Genomic DNA, 21674 nt, shown 5'->3' with positions numbered 1-21674 from the left:
GTCAGAGTGCGGCGACGCCGGCCTCGGCGACCTTCACGTCCTGCTCGACGCTTCCGGCGCTGACGCCGATGGCGCCGATGACCGCGCCGTCACGTTCCAGCAGCAGGCCTCCACCGAACAGCACCAGGCCGCCCGACAGTTGTTCGAGCCCGTACAGTTCGCCACCGGGCTGCGCGACGTCCATGAGCGCACTCGTCGGCAGGTTCATCAGGATCGACGTGCGCGCCTTGCGGATCGAGATGTCGATGCTGGCCTTGATGGCGCCGTCCATGCGGGCGAACGCGACCAGGTGGCCGCCGTCGTCGACGACGGCGATGTTCATCGGCTGACCGATCTCGTTCGCTTTCTCGATCGCGGCGTCAACCACCTTCTGCGCCGTGGACAGCGACAGGGCACCCATCAAGCCTCCTACGAATTGTGTTGTCGGAACGAGAAATGCCGCGAGTGTGAAGCTGTTGCGAGTATGCGGGTCAATCGTCGCAACAGCTTCACACTCGACGGGGTCTGTTCAGGCCTTACGGATCAGAATTCGATGCTCCTCGCGCGAGCGCTCGTCAGAAGAATCCCTGGGCCTTGTTGCTGTACGAAACCAGCAGGTTCTTGGTCTGCTGGTAGTGGTCGAGCATCATCTTGTGGGTCTCACGCCCGATGCCGGACTGCTTGTAGCCACCGAACGCGGCGTGCGCGGGGTACTGGTGGTAGCAGTTGGTCCACACCCGGCCGGCCTTGATGTCGCGGCCCGCGCGGTAGGCGATGTTGCCGTCGCGGCTCCACACACCGGCACCCAGACCGTAGAGCGTGTCGTTGGCGATCGAGATGGCGTCGTCGTAGTCGCTGAACGACGTGACCGCCACGACCGGGCCGAAGATCTCCTCCTGGAAGATGCGCATCTTGTTGTTGCCCGTGAAGATCGTCGGCGCCACGTAGTAGCCGCCGTTGAGATCGCCGCCGAGCTGCGCACGCTCCCCACCCGTGATCAGCTTGGCCCCTTCGGATTTGCCGATCTCGATGTAGGACAGGATCTTCTCCAGCTGATCGTTGGACGCCTGCGCACCGATCATGGTCTCGGTGTCCAGCGGATCGCCCTGGCGCACGGCCTTGGTGCGGATCGCGGCGAGCTCGAGGAACTCGTCGAAGATGTCGGACTGGATCAGCGAGCGCGACGGGCACGTGCACACCTCACCCTGGTTGAGGGCGAACATCGTGAAGCCCTCCAGCGCCTTGTCCTGGTAGTCGTCGGCCTGCGCGAGCACGTTGTTGAAGAAGATGTTGGGGCTCTTGCCGCCGAGTTCCAGGGTCACCGGGATCAGGTTCTGCGACGCGTACTGCATGATCAGCCGGCCCGTGGTGGTCTCACCGGTGAACGCGATCTTGGCGATGCGGTTGCTCGACGCCAGCGGCTTGCCGGCCTCCACACCGAACCCGTTGACGATGTTGACCACACCGGCGGGCAGCAGGTCGCCGATGAGTGAGAACAGGTAGAGCACCGAGACAGGGGTCTGCTCGGCGGGCTTGAGGACGACGGCGTTGCCCGCAGCCAGGGCCGGGGCCAGCTTCCACACCGCCATGAGGATCGGGAAGTTCCACGGGATGATCTGCCCGACCACGCCCAGCGGCTCGTGGAAGTGGTAGGCGACGGTGTCCTCGTCGATCTGGCTCAGCGAGCCTTCCTGGGCACGCAGCACACCCGCGAAGTAGCGGAAGTGGTCGATGGCCAGCGGGATGTCGGCGTTGAGCGTCTCGCGGATCGGCTTGCCGTTGTCCCACGACTCGGCCAGCGCGATGGATTCGAGGTTCTCCTCCATGCGATCGGCGATGCGGTTGAGGATCAGCGCGCGCTCGGCCGGGGCGGTCTTGCCCCACGCGGGCGCCGCGGCGTGTGCGGCGTCGAGAGCCTTGTCGATGTCGGCCTCGCTGGAGCGGGCCACCTCGCAGAACACCTGACCGGTGACCGGCGTCGGATTCTCGAAGTAGCGGCCCTCGACCGGGGCGACCCACTCGCCGCCGATGTAGTTGTCGTAGCGGGCCTGGAACGACATCTTGGCGCCGTCTGCGCCCGGACGTGCGTAAACAGTCATGGCTTTCTCCTGTTCGGACACCGAAATGTGTCGGTCGTCACTCAAGGTAGGCAAACAGGGGTTGCACCACGGTTGCACGGATTGCCGCGTCGCTGTCGACGCGCGAGAACTCAGGCGAGTTCGGAATCCAGGCCCGCCAGGTGCCCGAGGGCCTGCGCGCGGGTGACCGGGTCGTCGGCGTGATCATGCAGCATGCGCCACCCGTCGCGGTCGTCACGGCCATCGGGCAGTTCCAGCCAGCGGCGCAGCAGGTCCAGCCGGCCCACGGCCGCGCGGGCCAGCACCGCCTCGCGCAGGCTCGCGGTCAGTTCGGTGCGCAGGCGCCCGATCGCCGGGGACACCGACTGCGGCAGCAGCGCGCCGGTATAGGCGGACAACGCGGCAGCGACGTCGCCGGACTGCAACGCGTCGAACACGTCGGCCACGTCGCTGCAGATCGGCGACAACAACCGGTAGGGCCGCGACGCGATGTAGTTGGACCCGATGACGCGGCGCAGCCGGGACATCTCGGCGCGGATCGTCACGACGTCGAGGTCCTTGTCGTCGAGCAGGATCGCCAGATGGTCGGCCGACAGTCCTTCCGGGTGACGGCTCAACAGCACCAGGATGTCGGCGTGCCTGCCGGTCAGCACGGCCGAGCGGGCACGTCCGTCCTCACCTGTGGTCTGCCAGCGTGGCCGGTCGCCGCCGAGCACCGACAGCCGGGGGCGTTCCGGCGCGACCGGGGTGACGGGGTTGGTCAACCGCAGCAGCGCGAGATGGTTCTCGACGGCGACGGCCGTCGCGCGCACCAGCGCGAGGGTCTGGGGTGAGGCGACGCGGGAGCCGCCGGTGAGGTCGATGGCGCCCAGCAGCACGCCGGTCCCCGGGTCGTGGACGGGTACGGCCGTGCAACTCCACGGGTGCACGATGCGGGAGAAGTGCTCGGTTCCGCGGATCTGCACCTCACGGTCCAGCGTGAGCGCGGTGCCGGGTGCGTTGGTGCCCGCGGAGCGTTCGCTCCAGTCGGAGCCGGGCACGAAGTTCATCGCCTCGGCCTTGCGGCACGCCTGCCGGTCCCCCTCGACCCACAGCAGAGTGCCGTCGGCCGCCGTGATCGCGACGACGACACCTGAGTCGACAGCGTCCTCGACCAGCAGGCGCCGGATCAGCGGCAGCGTGGGGGCGAGCGGATGCGTCGCACGCAACTCGGCCAGGGCGGCCTCGGCCGCGGCGGTACGGCCGCCGCTGTCGGGGTCGACGCCCACTTCGAGACTGCGTCGCCAACTGTCCACGACGACTCGGGGCAGCGACATCGATCTGAGGGAGTCGGGGTCGATCTGCCCCTCGATGAAGAGGTCGTGGATGGCACGCACCTTGGCGGCAGGCAGCCGGGTCAGCACCCGTTCACCTGCATTCCTCATTGAAGCCACGGCGATCACGCTCCTGTGCGTGCGGGCCGACCCGCCGGCCCCGGCACGTGCCCGCCAGGATAGTTGACCAGCGCGGTGGGTGTGGCATCACCCACAGGTCGCGCCGCCGATGCCGGGAAAACCGCCGGTTACGGGTATGTTGGAGTCCGGCGGCTTGCCTGTTCTGCCTCTGCCGCCTTCTTGATCATCAACTCCAGCGCCGCGGGATGTCACCCGCGCCGGGCAGGACCACCGCCTAGATTTCGGAGTTTCTTTTTGTCTGCCCAGAAAACCTTTGCCGAGCTCGGCCTTCCCGCCGAGCTCGTGTCCACGCTTGCCGCGAACGGTGTGACCACACCGTTCCCGATCCAGGCCGCGACTCTTCCCGACTCGCTGAACGGCCGCGATGTGCTCGGCCGTGGCCGCACCGGATCCGGCAAGACCTATGCCTTCCTGCTGCCGCTGGTCGCCCGCTTGGCCACCAGTGGCACGCCCCGCGACGCCGGTAAGCCGCGCGCGGTCATCCTCGCGCCGACGCGTGAGTTGGTCACCCAGATCGAGGCCTCGCTGGCGCCGCTGGCGGCCGCGACCGGCCTGCGCACGGTGAACATCTTCGGCGGTGTGGGCGCCGGACCTCAGATCGCGGCCCTGCGCCGCGGTGTGGACATCGTCATCGCCTGCCCCGGCCGGCTCGAAGACCACGTGCAGTCCCGCCACGCCGATCTGTCGTCGGTGGAGGTCACGATCCTCGACGAGGCCGACCACATGGCCGACCTGGGCTTCCTGCCGGGCGTCAAGCGTCTGCTGGACCGCACGCCCAAGCACTGCCAGCGGTTGCTGTTCTCGGCCACGCTCGACGCGGGCGTCGACGTGCTGGTCAAGCGGTACCTGCACGATCCGGTGGTGCACAGCGTGGATTCCGCGCAGTCGCCCGTGTCGGCGATGGTGCACCACGTGCTGCACGTTGACAACGCCGCGCGCATCAACGTCGTGGCCGACCTGGCCGCGGCACCCGGCCGCACCATCGTGTTCGCGCGCACCAAACACGGCGCGAAAAACCTCACCCGCCAACTCAATTCGCGGGGCATCTCCGCGGTCGAGCTGCACGGGAACCTGTCGCAGAATGCGCGCACGCGCAACCTGACGGCGTTCTCGGACGGCTCCGCGACCGTGATGGTGGCCACCGACATCGCCGCGCGCGGCATCCACGTCGACGACGTGAGCCTCGTGGTGCACGCCGACCCGCCGGTCGAGCACAAGGCGTACCTGCACCGCTCGGGCCGCACCGCGCGTGCCGGCAACGAGGGCACCGTGGTGACGCTCATGCTCGACGCCCAGGTGCACGACGTGCGCAACCTGACCCGCAAGGCCGGCGTCAAGCCCACGATCACCCGGATCAGCGGCCTCGACCATCCGGTGCTGCGTGAAATCGCCCCGGGTGAGCGGGTTTTCGGTGAGCCCATTCGCACCGAGCCCGCCGCGACACCGAGCCGTCCGCGTTCGACGCAGCCCCGCCGCAGCCGCCCGCAGGGGTCGGGCCGCCCGGGACGTTCGGGCCACGGCGCTCAGTCCGAGGGCGCTGCCGCCGCACGTGGTGGTGCGCACCGGGGTGGCCGCGGCCGCAGGCCGCGCCGCTCCAACGAGTCGTCCGCGCGCTAGAGACGCGCGAAATGTGCGGTCCCACCCGACCTCTCCATACCGGGTGGGACCGCACAGGCATTTGTGGGATCAGACGCCCCAGGCGTTGGCCGCGCTGCGGTCGGTGGCTGCCACCTCGTCGGACCCGTCACGCACCGCGTTGCCGAGGCTGAACAGGATCTCGTTGAGCGCCGCGGCGGCCTGATTCCATCGGGCCTGCTCCACCTGGTACGCCGCCGCGGCCTCACGCGTCCAGACCTGCTGCAACGGCGCGATCTGCGCCCGCAGTTCCTCGAGCGCGGCGTTGAACCGGTTGTGCGTGGCGTGGATCTCTTGGCGGACCGTGTACTCGATCTCGCCGAAATCGTATGAGAGCAACTGGCTCACGGGTTTTCCTTCCGGGTCTGCGGGTCAGAGGGTCTCGCCGACGCCACCGAGGCGTTGTGCGTGACCGTCGGCGGCCTCGCGCAGCGTGCGTTCGTTGTGGCGGATGGTCTCGGCGATGCGTTGCAGCGTGGTGTGCAGCGTGAGCGATTCGGCGTTCCACCGCTCGACGACATCACGGAACCGGGTCGCGGCGACACCACCCCACACAGTCGGCGGCACGGTGTTCATGCGGCCGATGAAGGTCTGCAGCATCGACCGGATGTCGTCGTTGCGCACATCGATCTGTCCTGCCACAGTGGTCATCACGTCGAAATCGGCGCCCAGCGGTGTCGACATCGGTCCCCCTCCTGTTGTCTTGCGGGATATAACAATTGGACGCAGCGGCGACGGGTTCGGTTCCATCTTTTTCTAAGAGGCCGCGTGTGCGGATGCGACGGCCGCGGAGCACGCGGCATGGAACTCCCGGCCCTGGCAGCCGATGGCGATGCGGACGGGGCCGTCGACCACTACGGCCCACCGGACCTCACGGTGCGCACGAACCTCCCGGTACGTGATGGCGGGCCGGTCGGCGACGCGATCGTCGGGGTCGAAGTCGACGAACACCCCGGCAGGCGCCTGCTCGAGCGCGTACCGAAGGGTGTCCGCGACGTCCCCTGCCCCGACCGGTGACTGCGTGATGTGGATGACCGGGTCCGTGCCTGACAGTGAGAACACCTGCAGCCGAGGCGATCCGGCGTCGTCGGTGACACGTTCGACGCGCCAGCCCCGGGGTATCTGCACCGCCACACGTCCCTCGACCAGTCCGGTGGTCACGGTGTCGGTCGGCCGCTCGTGCGCGGCGAGCGTCGTACACATTCCCATGATCGCCACCGCGGCCACACCGACGGTCACGTTGCGCGGCCTGCGCTCCGGCTCACGTGCAGGGGTGTCGGTGACCGCTCGCTGCAACACGTCGACCGGTGACGCATGGCGGCACCGCACACGGCGGGTGAGTGCGCGGGCGAGTTCACGCCCGCCGGGCACATCGTCCGGCACGTCGAGGATCACGTCGCGTGTGTCACCGACGGCGCTGCAGACCGCGTCAACGACGGCCTCTTCGGTATGCCCGCCGCGGGTCCACGACTGCGGCACACCGCCGTCGCGCGTCACCGACACGAGATCGGTGCTGATCTCGATCACCGTCCACGACGCGCCGGTCGCGTCGGCGCCGAGCGCCTCCGCCCGTGAGACCACGCGGCCGATACCGCATGTGGTCGCGATGTCACGAAGCCGCGTCACGCGGTTGGGCGTCCACCACGTGGGGTGGACCACCACCGCATCCCGGGCGTGGCCGGTGCCCAGCACACGGGTCCACAGATCCTCCACGGTGACGAAATGGTCGTCGACGATTGCGAACTGATCGTCGATGCACTCCAGGGCGGTCTGCGCGAGTTCGTCAGGTACGGGCCCGGATTCAGCCCCGGCCCGGTGCACACCGACGGGGCCCGCCTCGATGACCGTCACGACACGTCGCACGGCAGTGCCACCTGGATCAACTGTTCGGGCCCGGCGCGGGTGAGCAGGGTCCCCCGTCCCGGTGGTAGCGGTCTCGGGCGCACCGGTCCCAGCAGCACACCTTCGTCCGGGGATGCGCTCATCATCAGGCCCATGCAGCCCAGTTCCTTGAGCCGCGACAGGACGGGATCGAACATGGCGCGCGCAGCGCCCCCGGAGCGGCGGGCGATCACGAGGTGCAACCCGAGATCGCGTGCGTGGGGCACGAAGTCGAGCAGAGACGTCAGTGGATTGCCCGCTCCGGCCGCGACCAGGTCGTAGTCGTCGACCACGACATAGAGTTCGGGGCCGGTCCACCAGGTGCGCTCGCGCAGTTGCCGCGGTGTGATGTCGGGGCCGGGCATGCGCTCGCGAAGAGTCCGTATCAGGTCGGCGACCGCGGTCTCCAGTGCGCCGGCGGACACCGCGTATCCGCGCAGATGACCGGATCCGACCGCGTCGAGCATCTCCCGCCGGTAGTCGACCACGAGCAACTGGACCGCGGAGGGATCGTTGGTGCGGACGAGGCGATCACACAGTGCGCGCAGAGTGGTCGACTTTCCGCATCCCGCGTCACCGAGGATGACCAGATCGGACTGTTCGGCGAAGTCGACTGCCACCGGAGCCAATTCGGCGTCACCGATGCCCAACACGACCTGCGTGGCAGGCCGGTCACCGCCAAGCCCCACCAGATCGTCACCGGCTACGTGCCGCGGCAGCAGACGAACACGCGGCGCGTGCGCGCCCGTGTGCTGGGTGTGCAGGACCTCGCCGACGCGGGTCAGTGCCGCAGCCAGGCCGCGCTCGTCGGCCGTTCCGTCCAGACGCGGCAGCGCGATGAGCAGTTCGTGGCCGTCGCGGGTCAGGCCACGTCCGGGAAGAGGGCTGATGTGGCGGGCCCGTCGGCGGTCCATCTCGGATTCCGCGGGGTCGCCGAGTCGCAACTCGATGCGCGTGCCGAGTTGATCCTTGAGTGCAGGGCGTAGTTCGGCCCAGCGCGCCGCGGTCACCACGACGTGCACACCGTAGGACAGTCCCTGGCCGGCCAGTGTCGTGATGGTGCTCTCGAGGGACTCGAACTCGGTACGCAGGGTGGACCATCCGTCGACCACCAGGAACACGTCACCGTAGGGATCGTCACGGCACTCTCCCGCGGCGCGGCGCGCACGGTAGTCGGCCATGGAGTCCACGCCCAGAACCTCGAATGTCCGCTCCCGCGCCCGGATCACGTCGTGCAGTTGTGTGACGATGCGTCGTGCCAGGTCGGTGTCGCGACGCCCGGCGACCGCACCGACGTGCGGCAGCGCGGTGAGCGCGCAGAGCGCGCCCCCACCGAGGTCCAGGCCGTACATCTGCACATCGGCCGGGTCGTGGGTGGCCGACAGCGCCACCATCAATGTCCGTGCGGCTGTGGATTTCCCGGATTGCGGACCGCCGACGATCACGACGTTGCCTGCCGCGCCGGACAAATCGACCAGCAGGCGGTCGCGACGCTGCTCGAACGGGCGGTCGACCAGACCGATCGCCGCCGTGAGCGGTTCGGGATCGGCCATGAGCACGTCGCTGAGCGGTATCGCCCGAGGCAGGGGTGACAACCAGACACGGTGCGCGGGTGTGCCGTGGCCGAGAAGCCGCGCCACCGTGGCCTCCAGCGTGGTCTGCGTGGAGGAACGGCACAGCTGGTCTGCGGGTGGCCGCGCGGTGAACGGCCGCACCCGGTGATCGGGCCGGTCCACCGGCGCAACGTCATACCGTCCCGACACGAAAGCCGTTTGGAATCGGGTGATCTCGCCCGACGGCGTCTTCAGGTACGCCGCACCCGGTGTGTTCGGCAGATCGTGGGCATCCGCGACGCCGAGCACGGCGCGTGATTCGGCGGCCGAGAAGGTCTTCAGACAGATCCGGTAGGACAGGTGCGATTCCAGGCCACGCAGCCTGCCCTCGTCGAGGCGTTGGCTGGCCAGCAGCAGATGGATCCCGAGGGAGCGACCGAGCCTGCCGATCGCGACGAACAGGTCAGCGAAATCGGGTTGTTGATGGAGCAGTTCGGAGAATTCGTCGACCACCACCAGCAATGTCGGCAGGGGTGGCCGTCCGTCCGTGCGTGTGTACTCCGCGGCGCTGCCGACGTTGGCCGCACGCAACAGTTCCTGCCTGCGCGTCATCTCCCCGGCCAGCGCGTCTGCCATCCGGGCCACCATGGCCGCCTCGTCCGACAGGTTGGTGATCAGCGCGCTGATGTGTGGTGCGGACGCCAGGCCGAGGAACGTCGCGCCGCCCTTGAAGTCGACGAGCACGAGGTTGAGCGCATCGGGTGAATGGGTGGTAATCAGGCCGAGCACGAGGGTACGGAGGAACTCGGACTTTCCCGATCCGGTGGCCCCTATGCACAGGCCGTGGGGTCCGCTGCCGCCCCGCGCGGCCTCGTTGAGGTCCAGGTCGACGCGGACTTCGTGGTCGGAGATACCGATCGGAACGCGCAGGCGCTGTCGGGGATCCAGGTTCTGCCACACTCGCTCGATGTCGAGGTGTGAGATGTCGTCGACACCGAGCAGGTTGGCCCAGTCCGATCGCCGCGCCGATGCCGCCTCTGCTCGGTATCGTGCCAGGCGACGCGCGCATGCCAGTGCCTGCTCGGTCGTCATGGTGTCGGGCCGGGCGCTGACGGTTGCGATGCGCACCTCGTCGTGCTCGACGTCGATGCGGGTGGCCGAAGCGTCCGTGGCGTCCGATCCCAGGCCGAGCACCGTGGCGCCGTCGGGGAGCGTATCGCTCACCGGCGAGTCGGCCACGATCACCAGGTGTGCGGCGCCGTCGTATGGCGCGTTCGTGTGGTGCGGCAGCCACTTCAGCCAGTCCCATCGGTCGTCGGCGTGCAGGGCTGCGGCGATCTTGACGTCGCGGGGGCTGTGCCAGGTGGCCAATTGGCACAGCACCGCCCGCACCAGGCCGCCGACCTGTTCGTCCGGCCCGGTCAACCGGTAGTGGCCGCCGAGTCGCACGGTGACTGGGACGTCGTCGACCGTCGATCGCGCGCGCAGCAGGGCTTCCAGCGCTTCGACGGTGACCGGGTCCCGTTCGGCGCCGCCGGTCGATTCCGGTGCCACGAGCCGGGTCTGCAGGGGACGCGTCCCCATACCGATGCGGACCTCCAGGAAGTGCCGATGTCCGGTGTCGCGTTCCCAACGCCGGTCACTGTCGACGAGCATCCACAGCACCGCGGGCTCCGGGAAGGTGTCGTGCAACATCTGCCACTGCGCGCATGCGGTCTCGGCGGCGAGGACGTCGAGACCGTCGAGGTAACGCAGGTATTCGCGCCGGTCACGTTCGAGTTCGGCGCTTCCGCCGTTCCCCCGCAGGCTGTACGCCAGCGTCGCGAGCACCGACATCGCCATCATCACCGGGAAGAACATGACCGCGGGCCCACGGCCGGTGGCCACACCGGACCGGAAGTACACCACCATCATTCCCACCATGGCGACCACGAGCACCACGGGAAGCACGCGCGTCACCACGGGCACCGGTGTCGCGCGCGGAACCTCCGGTGGGGCATCGATGAGCACTTCACCGGTGCCAGCATCTGATCGGCCGGTTTTCTCCATCAACGTTTGGACGCACGCGAGGCGCCGTCAGTTCCATTTCCACAACACAAAATTCGTGCGCTTGCTCCGCTGCGTGCTCGGTTACCGTGAAATGCACTGGCGTCGACCGGGGGGTGATGTGATGCCGGAATCGTTGTACCGGGTATCGATCCATTGCACGGCGGCCGATCACGCGAGCGCCGCGGACCTCGTGCTGCCCGCTGCCATGACCGTTGGCCAGCTGCTGCCGTCGATCGTCGCCGCCGTCGGCGCACCGGGCGATCTGCCGAGGCGCTGGTATCTGGCGCCACCGGGCGGCGCGCCGCTCGACGAGTCGATGACGCTGGCGCAGAACGAGGTCCACGACGGTGCCGTGCTGGTGCTGACCGCGCGGGTGCCGGTGGCGCCCAGGTCCTACGGGCTGATCCATGCCCTGACCGCCGCGGCGCCCACGCCTACGCCGCCGCCCACGTCGCGCATGTTCGCCGGCCTGTGGACATGTGCGGTGGGGATGGCCGCGGTGCTGTGCGCCGGAATCGGGACCGGCGGCCCGACGCGGGTGATCGTCGCGGCGGTGGTGGCCGTCGCCGTCACCGCGGTCGCGTTCGCGTCACGCCGTCTGGCCCTCACCGCGGCGGCCGCCACGTCCGTGCAGAGCCTCGCGGTCGCGTCGGTGGCGATCCTCGGTTTCGTGGCGGTGCCCTCAGATTCGGGTCCCGGCAATGTGTTTCTGGCCGCGGCCGCGGCGGCATCGCTGGGTGTGGTGCTGTTGCGACTCACCGACGGGTCGGTCGAGACCATGCACGCCGTCGTCGCGTTCGCGATCATCGCCGGGATCGGCGCCGCGGTGGCTGCCCTGTTCCCGCTCGATGTACAGGCGTTCGGCGCGTGTCTGGGCGCGCTCGGTATCGCGGCGTTGTCGCTGTCGCCGCGCATGTCGATCATCCTCGCGGGTCTGACACCCGGCGAGGCGTCCCCGGCGGGTGACGTGGACGTCGTTGCCGCGCGGGGGCACCGGATCCTGTGTGGACTGGTCGCGGGAGCTTCCGCGGCCGCGGCCCTCGGAGCGGTGTCGGTCGCGGCCGGCGGGTACGGATCCGTGACGTTCGCGGCGATCGCGTTCGATGCGGCGATCGGTCTGGCGCTGTTGTCACGTGGGCGCAGCCACGCCTCGGGGCGATGCCGAACAGCGCTGGGGGTCACCGGGTTCTGCGCGCTGACCGCCATGTTCGTCCTCGTGGTGGCGTGGTCCCCGCAGTACGGGAACTGGGTGGGTGCGGCGGCGGTCGCCGTCGGGCTGGCGGCAATGTGTTCACTGGGCCCGGCGTCGCTGACAAACGCGGGCATTCTCCGCATCGCCGACGCCGCGGAGTACGTGGCGCTGGCTGCTGTGGCACCGCTCGCGTGCTGGCTCGCGGGCATTTTCGACGTGGTGCGCGGGTTCGGGATGTGATGGTCGCGCAACGCGTCACCGCGACGCTCATGACCGTTGCCGTGGTGTCACTAACCCTCGTGCCGGCGCCACCGGCCGCCGCGGTCACCCCGCCCACCGTCGACGACGCGTATCTGCCTCCTGCGGCACCGCCGGCCCCACCACATCCGACCGAGCAGCGCCGCCCGTGCTTCGACAACCGAGGCCGCGACGACGACGAAACCCGTTCATCGTCACCAGCTCTGGAACCGGTGTGGCGTCTGACGCGTGGTCGGGGTCAGGTTGTCGCGGTGATCGACACCGGTGTCGCACGCCACCGGTGGCTACCCCGGCTCGTCGGCGGCGGCGATTACGTCTCGAACGGCGACGGCACCGCAGACTGCGATGGCCACGGCACGATCGTGGCGGGCATCATCGGCGGGGCGGCGACACCTGACGGTTTCAGCGGTGTCGCGCCCGAGGCGACCATTCTCGCGATCCGCCAGTCCAGCAACCGGTTTGCCGATGACGCGGGCGGTTCGGGTGTGGGCGACGTGGGAACACTGGCGAAGGCCGTGCGCACCGCGGCGGATCTCGGTGCGACGGTCATCAACATCTCGTCGGTCGCCTGCGTCGACGCCGATCCTGACACCGATACGGCCGATGCCGGATTCGACGATCGCCCGCTCGGCGCGGCGCTGGCGTATGCGGTCGACGTCAAGAACGTCGTGGTGGTCGCCGCGGCGGGCAACGTCGGGGCCCGGCAGTGCCGTCACCAGAATCCGCTCGACGCACCGGGGTGGGACGACGTGCAGTCGGTGACCAGCCCAGGATGGTACGACGATCTGGTGCTGTGTGTCGGGTCGGTGGCGGCGGACGGCACCGCATCGAGTTTCAGCCTGGCCGGTCCGTGGGTCGACATCGCAGCGCCCGGCGAACAGGTGGTGTCGCTGCATCCGGACGGCGACGGACTCATCGCGAGTCTGGGTCCGGACAAACCGATCTCGGGCACCAGCTACGCCGCGCCGTTCGTGGCGGGTGTCGCCGCCCTCGTGCGGTCGCGGTTTCCCCACCTCAGCGCACGGGAGGTGATGCGCCGCATCGAGGCGACCGCGGTACGCCCACCGCGTGGATGGGATGCCGCGGTGGGCAGCGGTGTGGTCGACCCGCTTGCCGCGGTCAGCGGCGACGCGCCTGCCCTCGCGCCTCCTGCGCGCAACACCGCGATGGTCGCGCCGCCCGCACCGTCTCCCGAGGACACCGGGCCACGCCGGATCGCGTTCGGCGGCGGCGCGTTGTGCGTCGCGGTGGCACTGGCGACGGTCATGCTGTCACGACGTGGACGGCAGGGCATCACGGGCGACTGACGCTGCCGCACTGCTGAGTTCGGGGCCGCGGGGCAACATCGCCAGCATTGCCCAGGGCGCCGGTACGGCGGGACCGGTGAGACCGAGATGCCGGGCCGCGTCGGCATCCTGGATGCCGTGCAGCACACCGTGATCGGTGAGCAGATACAGCGGACCGCGCCCGCCGGCGAGCCCGGTGGCCTCGACCAACACGCTTCGTCCGGCGGGCACTCCGATGTTGTCGATGTTGGGTCCTGCGGAATCCGACTGCGCCAGTTCGAGTGTCGCACCCCTGACGGCCTCGCCGAAGAGCAGCGCGGTCTGGTTGCCGCGCGGGTCCCAGGCCGCGCACAGCACGCGGGTGCGCTGGGACAGTCCGTGCGGCACCGCGGGTATGGCCACGGTTTCGACGTGCGGAACCCCGGCGATCACGTCGGCCGCGAGCAGCGGCGGTTCGCCGTCGGGTTGCGGATAGGTGAACCGGATGAGGTCGGCGACCACACGGTCGACGCGTTGCAGACCACCCGTGAGCACGACGAAGAATTCCTCGCCGCGCGCGGAGTCGTCGGGCACCGCACGCGATACGCGCACCACGGATCCGACGGGCAGGCCGTTCACCGCGGGCGGCCCCGGCGCGCCCACATCCGGGATCATGGGCGCGCGGACGGCAGGAGCCTCCGGCACACTGTCGAGCAGTGTGGGTGAAACCGGCACCGGTGTAACGTCTTCCAGTCGTAATGCGCGCACCACGGCGCCCTCACGCAGATCCACCTGGGCCTTGCGGCCGTCGAACAGGAGGTACGTCGTCACCGCACCGCGCGCGGCGACCGGCACCGCCCGGCCGGGCCGCAGGGGCGCCAGCCCCGAGCGGCCCGCGATCAGCGTGGTGGACTCCGACGCGAGATCCTCGCACAGGGCCCACGTGATCTCGTCTGCGCTCAGCGGCGGGTGGATGCGGGCAGGTGCGCCGGGGATGCCGACCAGTGGGCCCCGCGGCGCGGCGTCGATCGCGGCATCGTCGACCAGGACGGGGTCGGCCGGGTTCTGCACGATCAGCCGCGCCGAAGCCAGATTGAGCACCGGATGCACGGTGTCGCCGATGCGCACGTGCAACGCACCCGAGTTCCGCGCCAGCAGGATCGGCGCGTCGCTCAGGGTGTCACCGGGGCGAACGAGGGCCAGCACCGCGGACACCACCGCGGCGAGCACCGTCACGATGCATCCCGCGGCGAATGAAACCGATTGCGCGCGTAGCGGATCGTCGATCATCCTGGCGTCGCCGCGCACCAACGCATGCATGGTCCGCCGAATCAAGAAGCGCCGCCCGCTGCGCTCAAGGCGCGTAACCGGTTGCCGTGCCATATGTCCCCCGGATCTGACCCTAACCCGGTCCATGCGGTGCTCGGCGCAGCGTTTTCACCGTGCTGTGAACGAAACCCATCAGAACCCACCTGGCGGCCGCACCGTTACTCCGGGTGATCCACGATCAGGAGGCACCCGTGATTTTCATCGTCGTCAAGTTCACCGCCAAGCCCGAGTACGCCGAGACGTTCCCCGACAAGGTCGCCGAGTTCACGGCCGCCACACGCGACGAGCCGGGCAATCTGTGGTTCGAGTGGTCACGCAGTCTCGACGATCCCGCGGTCTACGTTCTGGTCGAGGGATTCCGCGACGGCGCCGGCCACGCCCACGTCACCAGTGCGCACTTTAAGAAGTTCATCGAGGAAACTCCGGCCTACCTGGCGGCCGCGCCGCAGATCATCAGCCAGACCATCGAGGCGACGGACTGGTCGGAGATGGCGGAGATGGCCGTGCCCTGAACGGGCCGGATCCCGAACCCGTCACTCCCCGCGCAGGCGCTGCCGGTAGGCCGCGACGTGCTGACGGTTGCCGCAGTTGCCGGTGTCGCAGAACCGCTTGGACCGGTTCTTCGACAGGTCGGTCAGCACCGCCTCGCAGTCCGGCGCCGCGCAGATCTTGAGCCGGCGCAGTTCGCCGCCGCGGATCACGTCGGCGATCGCCATCGCGATCTCGGCGCCCATGCGCTGCCACAGCGGGTCGTCCACCGACGCAAGGTGCAGGTGCCAATCGGGCATCTCGGGGTGGCGGGTCAGCCACGGTGAGGCCTTGGTCTCGCTCAGCAGTGCATTGACCAACCGGACCGCCTCTTCCTCGTCGTCGGCGGCGGTCCAGATCGCGCCGAGACGATCGCGCAGGCGTTGCACAGACTGCAGTTCGGCGTCGTCGCGGTCACGCCGGCCGGTCCAGCCGAAGTGGTCCAGGTACGCATCGAGGGACTGCATGTCGGCGAGTTGCTCGCCGTCGACGCGGTCACTGTTAACCAGCTCGGCGGCAGCCCGGAGTGTGATCTCCGTGTCATGAGTGAAAATCGTTTGACTCATGACTCCCTTCCGCTCTAACGTCATGACCAAAGCAAATTTTACTCATGACATGCCTTGAGGGGGTGTACCGATGGCCACTGCGACCAGTCCTGCCCACGTCGATTCGACCACATCCGGGAACCAGTTCCGGCTCGGCCTGCTGTTCGCGGTCGGCTCGGCGCTCGCGTTCGGCTCGTCGGGACCGTTCGCCAAGGCTCTCATCGAGGCCGGCTGGAGCCCCACGGCCGCGGTGACCGCACGGCTGGCCGGCGGCGCGCTGCTCATGGCGATCTTCGCGACCTTCGCCCGTCCCGGTTGGATCAAAGAGGCCCTGCAGCACTCCCGCACGGTGATCGCCTACGGGCTGATCCCGATCGCGGGCGCCCAGTTCTTCTACTACAACGCCGTCGCGCACCTGTCGGTCGGTGTGGCCCTGCTGCTGGAGTACACCGCGCCGGTCCTCGTCGTCGGCTGGGTGTGGGCCGTCACCAAGCGGCGCCCCAGCGCGGGCACCTTCGGCGGCGTCGCGCTGGCCGTCATCGGCATCATGCTGGTGCTCGACGTGTTCAGCGGCGCGCACATCAACCTCGTCGGCGTGGGCTTCGGCCTGGCCGCGGCGGTGTGCGCGGCGTGCTACTTCATGATGTCCAACAATGTCGACAGCGACGGTGACGGCCTGCACCCGTACAGCCTGGCCGCGGGCGGTCTGGTCGTCGGCGCCGTCACGGTCGCGGCGATCGGCACCACCGGCATCATGCCCATGACCTTCGCCACCAACCCCGTGAAGCTCGGCGGCTTCGAGACCTCGTGGGTGGTTCCGGTGATCGCACTCGGGCTGATCCCCACCGCGCTGGCCTACACGCTCGGGATCATCGGCATCGCGCGGCTCAAGCCCCGGTTCGCCTCGCTGGTGGGCCTGTCCGAGGTGATGTTCGCCGTCATCATCGCGTGGATCATGGTTGGCGAGGCCATGACGCCCATCCAGGCCGTCGGCGGTGCGGTGGTACTGCTGGGTCTCGCGCTGGCCCGCCAGGGTGACCGCAGCGAGCGGCGCGCCGACCAGATCACCGACGACATCTCAGACGACATCTCAGACGAGATCTGCGACGCATGCTGGCCCGAAACGCCAGCACACGGCACGGCGTTCGACGAAACGATTAGCCGCGGCTAAGCATTTTGTGTGACGATGGCGATCGTGATTTCCCTCCGGAAGCCGGCCCGGTTGGCCGCGTTCGCCTCAGCAGTCCTGTGCGCCGGTGCCGCGCTGGCCACAGGCCCCGCCCCGGTCGCCTCCGCAGAGCCCTGCTCCGACATCGAGGTGGTGTTCGCGCGCGGCACGAGTGAACCCGCCGGTATCGGCCGCGTCGGCCAGGCGCTGACCGATGCGATCCGCAATCAGGTCGGCGGCCGCACGGTCAGCACCTACGGCGTGAACTACCCCGCCACGTACGACTTCCTGGCCGCGGCCGACGGCGCCAACGACGCCACCAACCGCATCGCGACGCTGGCCGAACAGTGCCCGTCGACACGCGTCGTGCTGGGCGGCTACTCGCAGGGCGCGGCCGTGGTCGACATGCTGCTGGGGATCCCGCCCCTGGGCAACAAGGTGGGCAACTTCGGTTCCGCCCCGCCGCTGCCGAGCAACCTCATGAACAACGTCGCGGCCGTCGCGGTGTTCGGCAACCCGTCGGCCAAGTTCGGCATCCCGGTCACCAGCCGGTTCGGCGGCCGCGCGATCGACGCATGCAGCGACGGCGACCCGATCTGTTCGGACGGCCGGAACCCGTTCGCGCACACGCATTACGAGAGCTCGCCGTTCATCCCGCAGGCAGCGGGCCTGATCGCGGGGCTGGTTTAGGGATTCGAATCCAGCGATTCGCAGTTACTATGCTGTGTGTCCCTTGATCTTGTTTTTCGTCGCGCCCGGCTCGTCGCGGCTGCCGCGCTGATCGCAACCGTCATGCTCGCCGCACCCCTTGCGGCGCACGCACCCACCGGCGCGCTCGGTGCCGCGCGGGCTGCCGACTGTCCGGATATCGAGGTCGTCTTCGCCCGTGGCACCGACGAGTCACCGGGCATCGGGCGGATCGGCAACGCGTTCGTGCAAGCGTTGCGCGGCAAGGTCGGTGGGCGATCGGTGGGCACCTACGCGGTGAACTACCCGGCCAGCTACGACTTCCTGGCCGCGGCCGACGGCGCCAACGACGCGAGTGGCCACGTGCAGTGGATGGTCAACAACTGCCCGAACACGCGGCTGGTGCTGGGCGGCTACTCGCAGGGTGCCGCCGTGATCGACGTGATCGCGGCCGTGCCGTTCCCGGCGATCGGCTTCAATGCCCCGCTGCCGGCCAACGTTCCCGAACACGTGGCTGCGGTCGCGGTGTTCGGTAACCCGTCGGCGAAGCTGGGCCTGCCGTTGACCGCCAGCCCGGTGTACGGCTCGCGCGCCATCGACCTGTGCAACGCGGGCGACCCGGTGTGCGGCAGTGGTGACAGCGTGCCCGCGCACCGCGCCTACGACGGTGGTCCGGCGAATCAGGCCGCCGCTTTCGTGGCCGGGTTGCTGTAGCTTTCGGCAGCTACGTCAAAAAGTCCTGGGGCCGCGCCGATCTTGTCCGCTACGATCGCTTAGGTGGTCGAACATTCCAGCAGCCCCCAGCTCCTGAAGTGGCTTTCCGCGGTCGTCATCGTCGCGGCGACCGCCGTCGCTCTCGTGGTCGCCCCGACGGTGACGACCCGGGGTCTCCCCATGGCCGGTGCGGCCCAGTGCGCGGACGTCGAGGTCATCTTCGCCCGCGGACGCACCGAACCGGCGGGCGTGGGCACCCTGGGCAATGCGTTCGTCAACGCGTTGCGCCCGAAGGTCAAGAAGTCCATGAACGTCTACGCGGTGAAGTATCCCGCCGACACCGAGGTGGACGTCGGCGCCAACGACATGAGCAACCGCATCAAGTACATGATGGACAACTGCCCCAACACGCGGCTCGTGATCGGCGGGTACTCGCTGGGCGCCGCGGTCGCCGACGTGGTGCTGGCGGTGCCGTTCACGGCGTTCGGGTTCAAGAACCCGCTGCCCGCAGGCGCCGATCAGCACATCGCCGCGGTCGCGTTGTTCGGTAACGGCGCGGCCTGGGTGGGCCCGATCACCAACTTCAGCCCGGTCTACAACGACCGCACCATCGAGCTGTGCCACGGTGCGGACCCGATCTGCAACCCGGCCGATCCGAACACGTGGCAGAACAACTGGCCCGATCACCTCGCGGGTGCCTACATCAGCGGCGGGATGGTGAACCAGGCCGCCGATTTCGTGGCGAGCAAGCTCTAGTCGCGGCTCTGGTCGATGGTGCGCACGTCGCGTGTGACGACGTTGCGCGCCTCCAGCTCGTCGTCAGGCGGGTAGTCGACGGCTGCCAGGGTGAGCCCGCGCGCAGGCGCGGCCGGGAACTCGCTGGATCGGCTTGTGGCGCCGAGCAGTTCGGCAGTCCATTCCGGGGAGCGCCGCCCCTCCCCCACCTTCAGCAGCGCGCCCACGAGTGAGCGCACCATGTTCCAGCAGAACGCGTCGGCCGTGACGTAGGCGTTGATGTAGAAGCCGTTGCGCACCCACTCCAGCCGCTGCAGGTCCCGGATCGTGGTGGCACCGGCCCGGTACCGGCAGAACGCCGCGAAGTCGTTGAGGCCCAGCAGTTCCTGTGCGGCGGCGTTCATGGCGTCGACGTCGAGCGGGCGGGTCCACGGCGTGACGAACCGCGTCTCCTGCGGTTCGGGCCCGTACGGAGCGGTGGTGAGCCGGTAGACGTAGTGGCGGCGCAGCGCCGAGAACCGCGCGTCGAAACCCGCAGGCGCACGCACGATGTCGCGGACCCGCACATCGGCAGGCAGGAAGCCCGCGAGCCGCCGCACCAGCGGCGTGAACTCGGCATCGGTGGGACGCGTGTGCCGCGGATAGGCGTGCGGCAACGCCTCGGCCGGGACATCGACATGCGCGACCTGGCCGGTGGCGTGGACGCCGGTGTCGGTGCGGCCGGCGACGCGCGTCACCACGGGCGTGCGGAACACCGTCGTCAGCGCCTCGTCGATCACCCCGGCGACCGTGCGCTGGCCGGCCTGCACGGCCCAGCCCGCGAAATCGGTCCCGTCGTAGGCGATGTCGAGGCGAAGACGAACATGCCCGCCACCGGATTCGATGGCGGGCATGTTGCGTGTGTCCTGATGACTACTTGGTGTCATCCTTGGCTTCGGACTCCTCGGCGGCCTCGGCGATCTCCTCGGCAGCAGCCTCGGTGCTCTCCTCAGCAGGTGCCTCGGCGGTCTCTTCGACCGTCTCCTCAGCCTTTTCGTCGGCCTTCTCGTCGGCCCTTTCGTCGGCCTTGGCCTGCGAAGCAGCCGCGCGACGTGCCCGGTTCGCCTCGTCGGTCACGGTCTTCTCCCGCACCAGCTCGATGACCGCCATGGGGGCGTTGTCGCCCTTGCGGTTCTCGACCTTGATGATGCGGGTGTAGCCGCCGTTGCGATCGGCGTAAAAGGGGCCGATCTCCGCGAACAGGGTGTGCACGACATCCTTGTCACGGATCTTCTTCATGACCTCACGCCGGTTGTGCAGAGCACCCTTCTTGGCGTGCGTGATCAGCTTCTCCGCGTACGGCCGCAGCGCGCGTGCCTTCGGCTCGGTCGTCTTGATGCGGCCGTGCTCGAACAGCGACGTGGCGAGGTTGGCCAGCAGCGCGCTCTGGTGCGAGGACGACCCGCCGAGGCGAGGGCCCTTGGTGGGCTTGGGCATTGCGACTTCTCCTAGATGGGGCCGGCCCCCGTATCAGGTAGGACCGGGACGGATTCTCTTGCGAGAACTGTGGATTAAAGCTGCTCGGTCTCGGCGTAGTCCTGGTTGTCGTCCAGGTCGTAGCCGGCGTCGCTGGTCCAGGTGCCGGTGGCGGCGTCGTAACCGGCGACCTCGGACGGATCGAACGTGGCCGGGCTGTCCTTCAGCGAGAGACCCAGCTGGTGCAGCTTGATCTTCACCTCGTCGATGGACTTCTGGCCGAAGTTACGGATGTCCAGCAGGTCGGACTCCGTGCGGGCGACGAGCTCGCCCACCGTGTGCACACCCTCGCGCTTGAGGCAGTTGTACGACCGCACCGTGAGGTCCAGGTCGTCGATGGGCAGTGCGAACGACGCGATGTGGTCGGCCTCGGCAGGCGACGGGCCGATCTCGATGTGCTCGGAATCGGCGTTGAGTTCGCGTGCCAGACCGAACAGTTCGACGAGCGTGCCACCGGCCGACGCGAGCGCGTCGCGGGGGCTGATCGAGTTCTTGGTCTCGACGTCGATGATCAGCTTGTCGAAGTCGGTGCGCTGCTCGACACGGGTCGCCTCCACCTTGTAGGTGACCTTGAGCACCGGCGAGTAGATGGAATCGACCGGGATGCGGCCGATCTCGGCACCCGAGGCCTTGTTCTGCACGGCGGGCACGTAGCCACGGCCGCGCTCGACGACGAGCTCGACCTCGAGCTTGCCCTTGTCGTTCAGGGTGGCGATGTGCATGTCCGGGTTGTGCACCGTCACGCCTGCGGGCGGGACGATGTCACCGGCGGTGACGACACCGGGGCCCTGCTTGCGCAGGTACATGGTGACCGGCTCGTCGTCATCGGACGACACGACCAGGCCCTTGAGGTTCAGGATGATGTCGGTGACGTCTTCCTTGACCCCGGGGACGGTGGTGAACTCGTGCAGCACACCGTCGATGCGGATGCTGGTGACCGCTGCGCCCGGGATGGACGACAGCAGCGTGCGCCGCAGCGAGTTGCCCAGGGTGTAACCGAAACCGGGCTCCAGAGGCTCGATGACGAACCGCGAACGGTTCTCGGCAACGGTCTCTTCGGACAGGGTGGGACGCTGAGAGATCAGCATTTTTTCTTACTCCTTCTCGAC

The 21674-nt window shown here is 68.8% G+C and carries 20 protein-coding genes; 8 read left to right on the top strand and 12 right to left on the bottom strand.

The window, feature by feature from the left end; translation table 11 throughout:
- Position 1: 1 nt before the first annotated feature.
- The 3 genes from AT701_RS07990 to AT701_RS07980 form a co-directional block, all read right to left on the bottom strand.
- A complete protein-coding gene (locus AT701_RS07990; protein WP_058125608.1) occupies positions 2-400 on the bottom strand; it encodes a GlcG/HbpS family heme-binding protein in 399 nt (132 codons plus the stop codon).
- 154 nt (positions 401-554) lie between these two features.
- On the bottom strand, positions 555-2078 hold the full coding sequence (gene adh, locus AT701_RS07985) for an aldehyde dehydrogenase (RefSeq protein ID WP_014877107.1): 1524 nt from the start codon (positions 2076-2078) through the stop codon (positions 555-557).
- Positions 2079-2188: 110 nt separating this feature from the next.
- A complete protein-coding gene (locus AT701_RS07980) occupies positions 2189-3481 on the bottom strand; it encodes a helix-turn-helix domain-containing protein (protein WP_042510567.1) in 1293 nt (430 codons plus the stop codon).
- A 264-nt stretch (positions 3482-3745) separates the two neighbouring features.
- Between AT701_RS07980 and AT701_RS07970 the strand changes: the two genes are divergently transcribed.
- Positions 3746-5128, top strand: coding sequence for a DEAD/DEAH box helicase (locus AT701_RS07970; protein ID WP_011727728.1), 1383 nt, complete (start codon positions 3746-3748; stop codon positions 5126-5128).
- A gap of 69 nt (positions 5129-5197) precedes the next feature.
- On the opposite strand, the gene AT701_RS07965 is transcribed toward AT701_RS07970, so the two are convergent.
- The 4 genes from AT701_RS07965 to eccCb form a co-directional block, all read right to left on the bottom strand.
- A complete protein-coding gene (locus AT701_RS07965; protein WP_058125607.1) occupies positions 5198-5494 on the bottom strand; it encodes a WXG100 family type VII secretion target in 297 nt (98 codons plus the stop codon).
- Positions 5495-5518: 24 nt separating this feature from the next.
- Positions 5519-5830 carry a WXG100 family type VII secretion target gene (locus AT701_RS07960; RefSeq protein ID WP_003892926.1) on the bottom strand — a complete coding sequence of 104 codons (312 nt, stop codon included), beginning with the start codon at positions 5828-5830 and terminating at the stop codon, positions 5519-5521.
- A gap of 72 nt (positions 5831-5902) precedes the next feature.
- The gene (locus AT701_RS07955) at positions 5903-7009 is read right to left on the bottom strand and encodes a type VII secretion-associated protein (RefSeq protein WP_058125606.1); all 1107 of its coding nucleotides are present in this window, start codon (positions 7007-7009) and stop codon (positions 5903-5905) included.
- Positions 6994-10629 carry a type VII secretion protein EccCb gene (gene eccCb / locus AT701_RS07950; RefSeq protein ID WP_058125605.1) on the bottom strand — a complete coding sequence of 1212 codons (3636 nt, stop codon included), beginning with the start codon at positions 10627-10629 and terminating at the stop codon, positions 6994-6996. The genes AT701_RS07955 and eccCb overlap by 16 nt, the downstream gene beginning before the upstream one ends.
- A 121-nt stretch (positions 10630-10750) precedes the next feature.
- On the opposite strand from eccCb, the gene eccD reads away from it, so the two are divergent.
- Positions 10751-12061, top strand: a complete 1311-nt coding sequence (gene eccD / locus AT701_RS07945; protein WP_223495437.1) for a type VII secretion integral membrane protein EccD — start codon at positions 10751-10753, stop codon at positions 12059-12061.
- Positions 12058-13386, top strand: coding sequence for a type VII secretion system ESX-4 serine protease mycosin MycP4 (mycP4, locus tag AT701_RS07940; protein ID WP_081319420.1), 1329 nt, complete (start codon positions 12058-12060; stop codon positions 13384-13386). Before eccD ends, mycP4 begins: the two co-directional genes overlap by 4 nt.
- Here mycP4 and eccB read toward each other — a convergent pair.
- Entirely contained in the window at positions 13351-14727 is a 1377-nt protein-coding gene (eccB, locus tag AT701_RS07935) for a type VII secretion protein EccB (protein ID WP_058125602.1), read from the bottom strand. The genes mycP4 and eccB overlap by 36 nt on opposite strands.
- 137 nt (positions 14728-14864) lie before the next feature.
- On the opposite strand from eccB, the gene AT701_RS07930 reads away from it, so the two are divergent.
- Positions 14865-15185: a putative quinol monooxygenase gene (locus tag AT701_RS07930; RefSeq protein WP_058127570.1), complete on the top strand. Its 321-nt coding sequence runs from the start codon at positions 14865-14867 to the stop codon at positions 15183-15185.
- A 21-nt stretch (positions 15186-15206) separates the two neighbouring features.
- Here AT701_RS07930 and AT701_RS07925 read toward each other — a convergent pair whose 3' ends face one another.
- Entirely contained in the window at positions 15207-15767 is a 561-nt protein-coding gene (locus AT701_RS07925; protein WP_058125601.1) for a CGNR zinc finger domain-containing protein, read from the bottom strand.
- A 70-nt stretch (positions 15768-15837) separates the two neighbouring features.
- On the opposite strand from AT701_RS07925, the gene AT701_RS07920 reads away from it, so the two are divergent.
- From AT701_RS07920 to AT701_RS07905, 4 genes are all read left to right on the top strand, one after another.
- On the top strand, positions 15838-16917 hold the full coding sequence (locus tag AT701_RS07920) for an EamA family transporter (RefSeq protein WP_058125600.1): 1080 nt from the start codon (positions 15838-15840) through the stop codon (positions 16915-16917).
- 15 nt (positions 16918-16932) lie between these two features.
- On the top strand, positions 16933-17604 hold the full coding sequence (locus AT701_RS07915) for a cutinase family protein (protein ID WP_165447246.1): 672 nt from the start codon (positions 16933-16935) through the stop codon (positions 17602-17604).
- 36 nt (positions 17605-17640) lie between these two features.
- Positions 17641-18315 (top strand): cutinase family protein, encoded by a 675-nt coding sequence (locus AT701_RS07910; protein ID WP_011727721.1) that lies wholly within the window; start codon positions 17641-17643, stop codon positions 18313-18315.
- Positions 18316-18378: 63 nt separating this feature from the next.
- Positions 18379-19071 (top strand): cutinase family protein, encoded by a 693-nt coding sequence (locus tag AT701_RS07905; RefSeq protein WP_058125599.1) that lies wholly within the window; start codon positions 18379-18381, stop codon positions 19069-19071.
- On the opposite strand, the gene truA is transcribed toward AT701_RS07905, so the two are convergent.
- From truA to AT701_RS07890, 3 genes are all read right to left on the bottom strand, one after another.
- Positions 19068-19976, bottom strand: a complete 909-nt coding sequence (gene truA / locus AT701_RS07900; protein WP_413232153.1) for a tRNA pseudouridine(38-40) synthase TruA — start codon at positions 19974-19976, stop codon at positions 19068-19070. The genes AT701_RS07905 and truA overlap by 4 nt on opposite strands.
- Entirely contained in the window at positions 19963-20526 is a 564-nt protein-coding gene (gene rplQ / locus AT701_RS07895) for a 50S ribosomal protein L17 (RefSeq protein WP_058125597.1), read from the bottom strand. Before rplQ ends, truA begins: the two co-directional genes overlap by 14 nt.
- A 74-nt stretch (positions 20527-20600) precedes the next feature.
- A complete protein-coding gene (locus AT701_RS07890) occupies positions 20601-21653 on the bottom strand; it encodes a DNA-directed RNA polymerase subunit alpha (RefSeq protein ID WP_003892912.1) in 1053 nt (350 codons plus the stop codon).
- Positions 21654-21674 lie beyond the last annotated feature (21 nt).

It is taken from the genome of Mycolicibacterium smegmatis (genome assembly GCF_001457595.1).
Lineage (GTDB): Bacteria > Actinomycetota > Actinomycetes > Mycobacteriales > Mycobacteriaceae > Mycobacterium > Mycobacterium smegmatis.
Note: the sequence above shows the minus strand (reverse complement) of the source record. Positions and strands in the feature narration are given on the sequence as shown.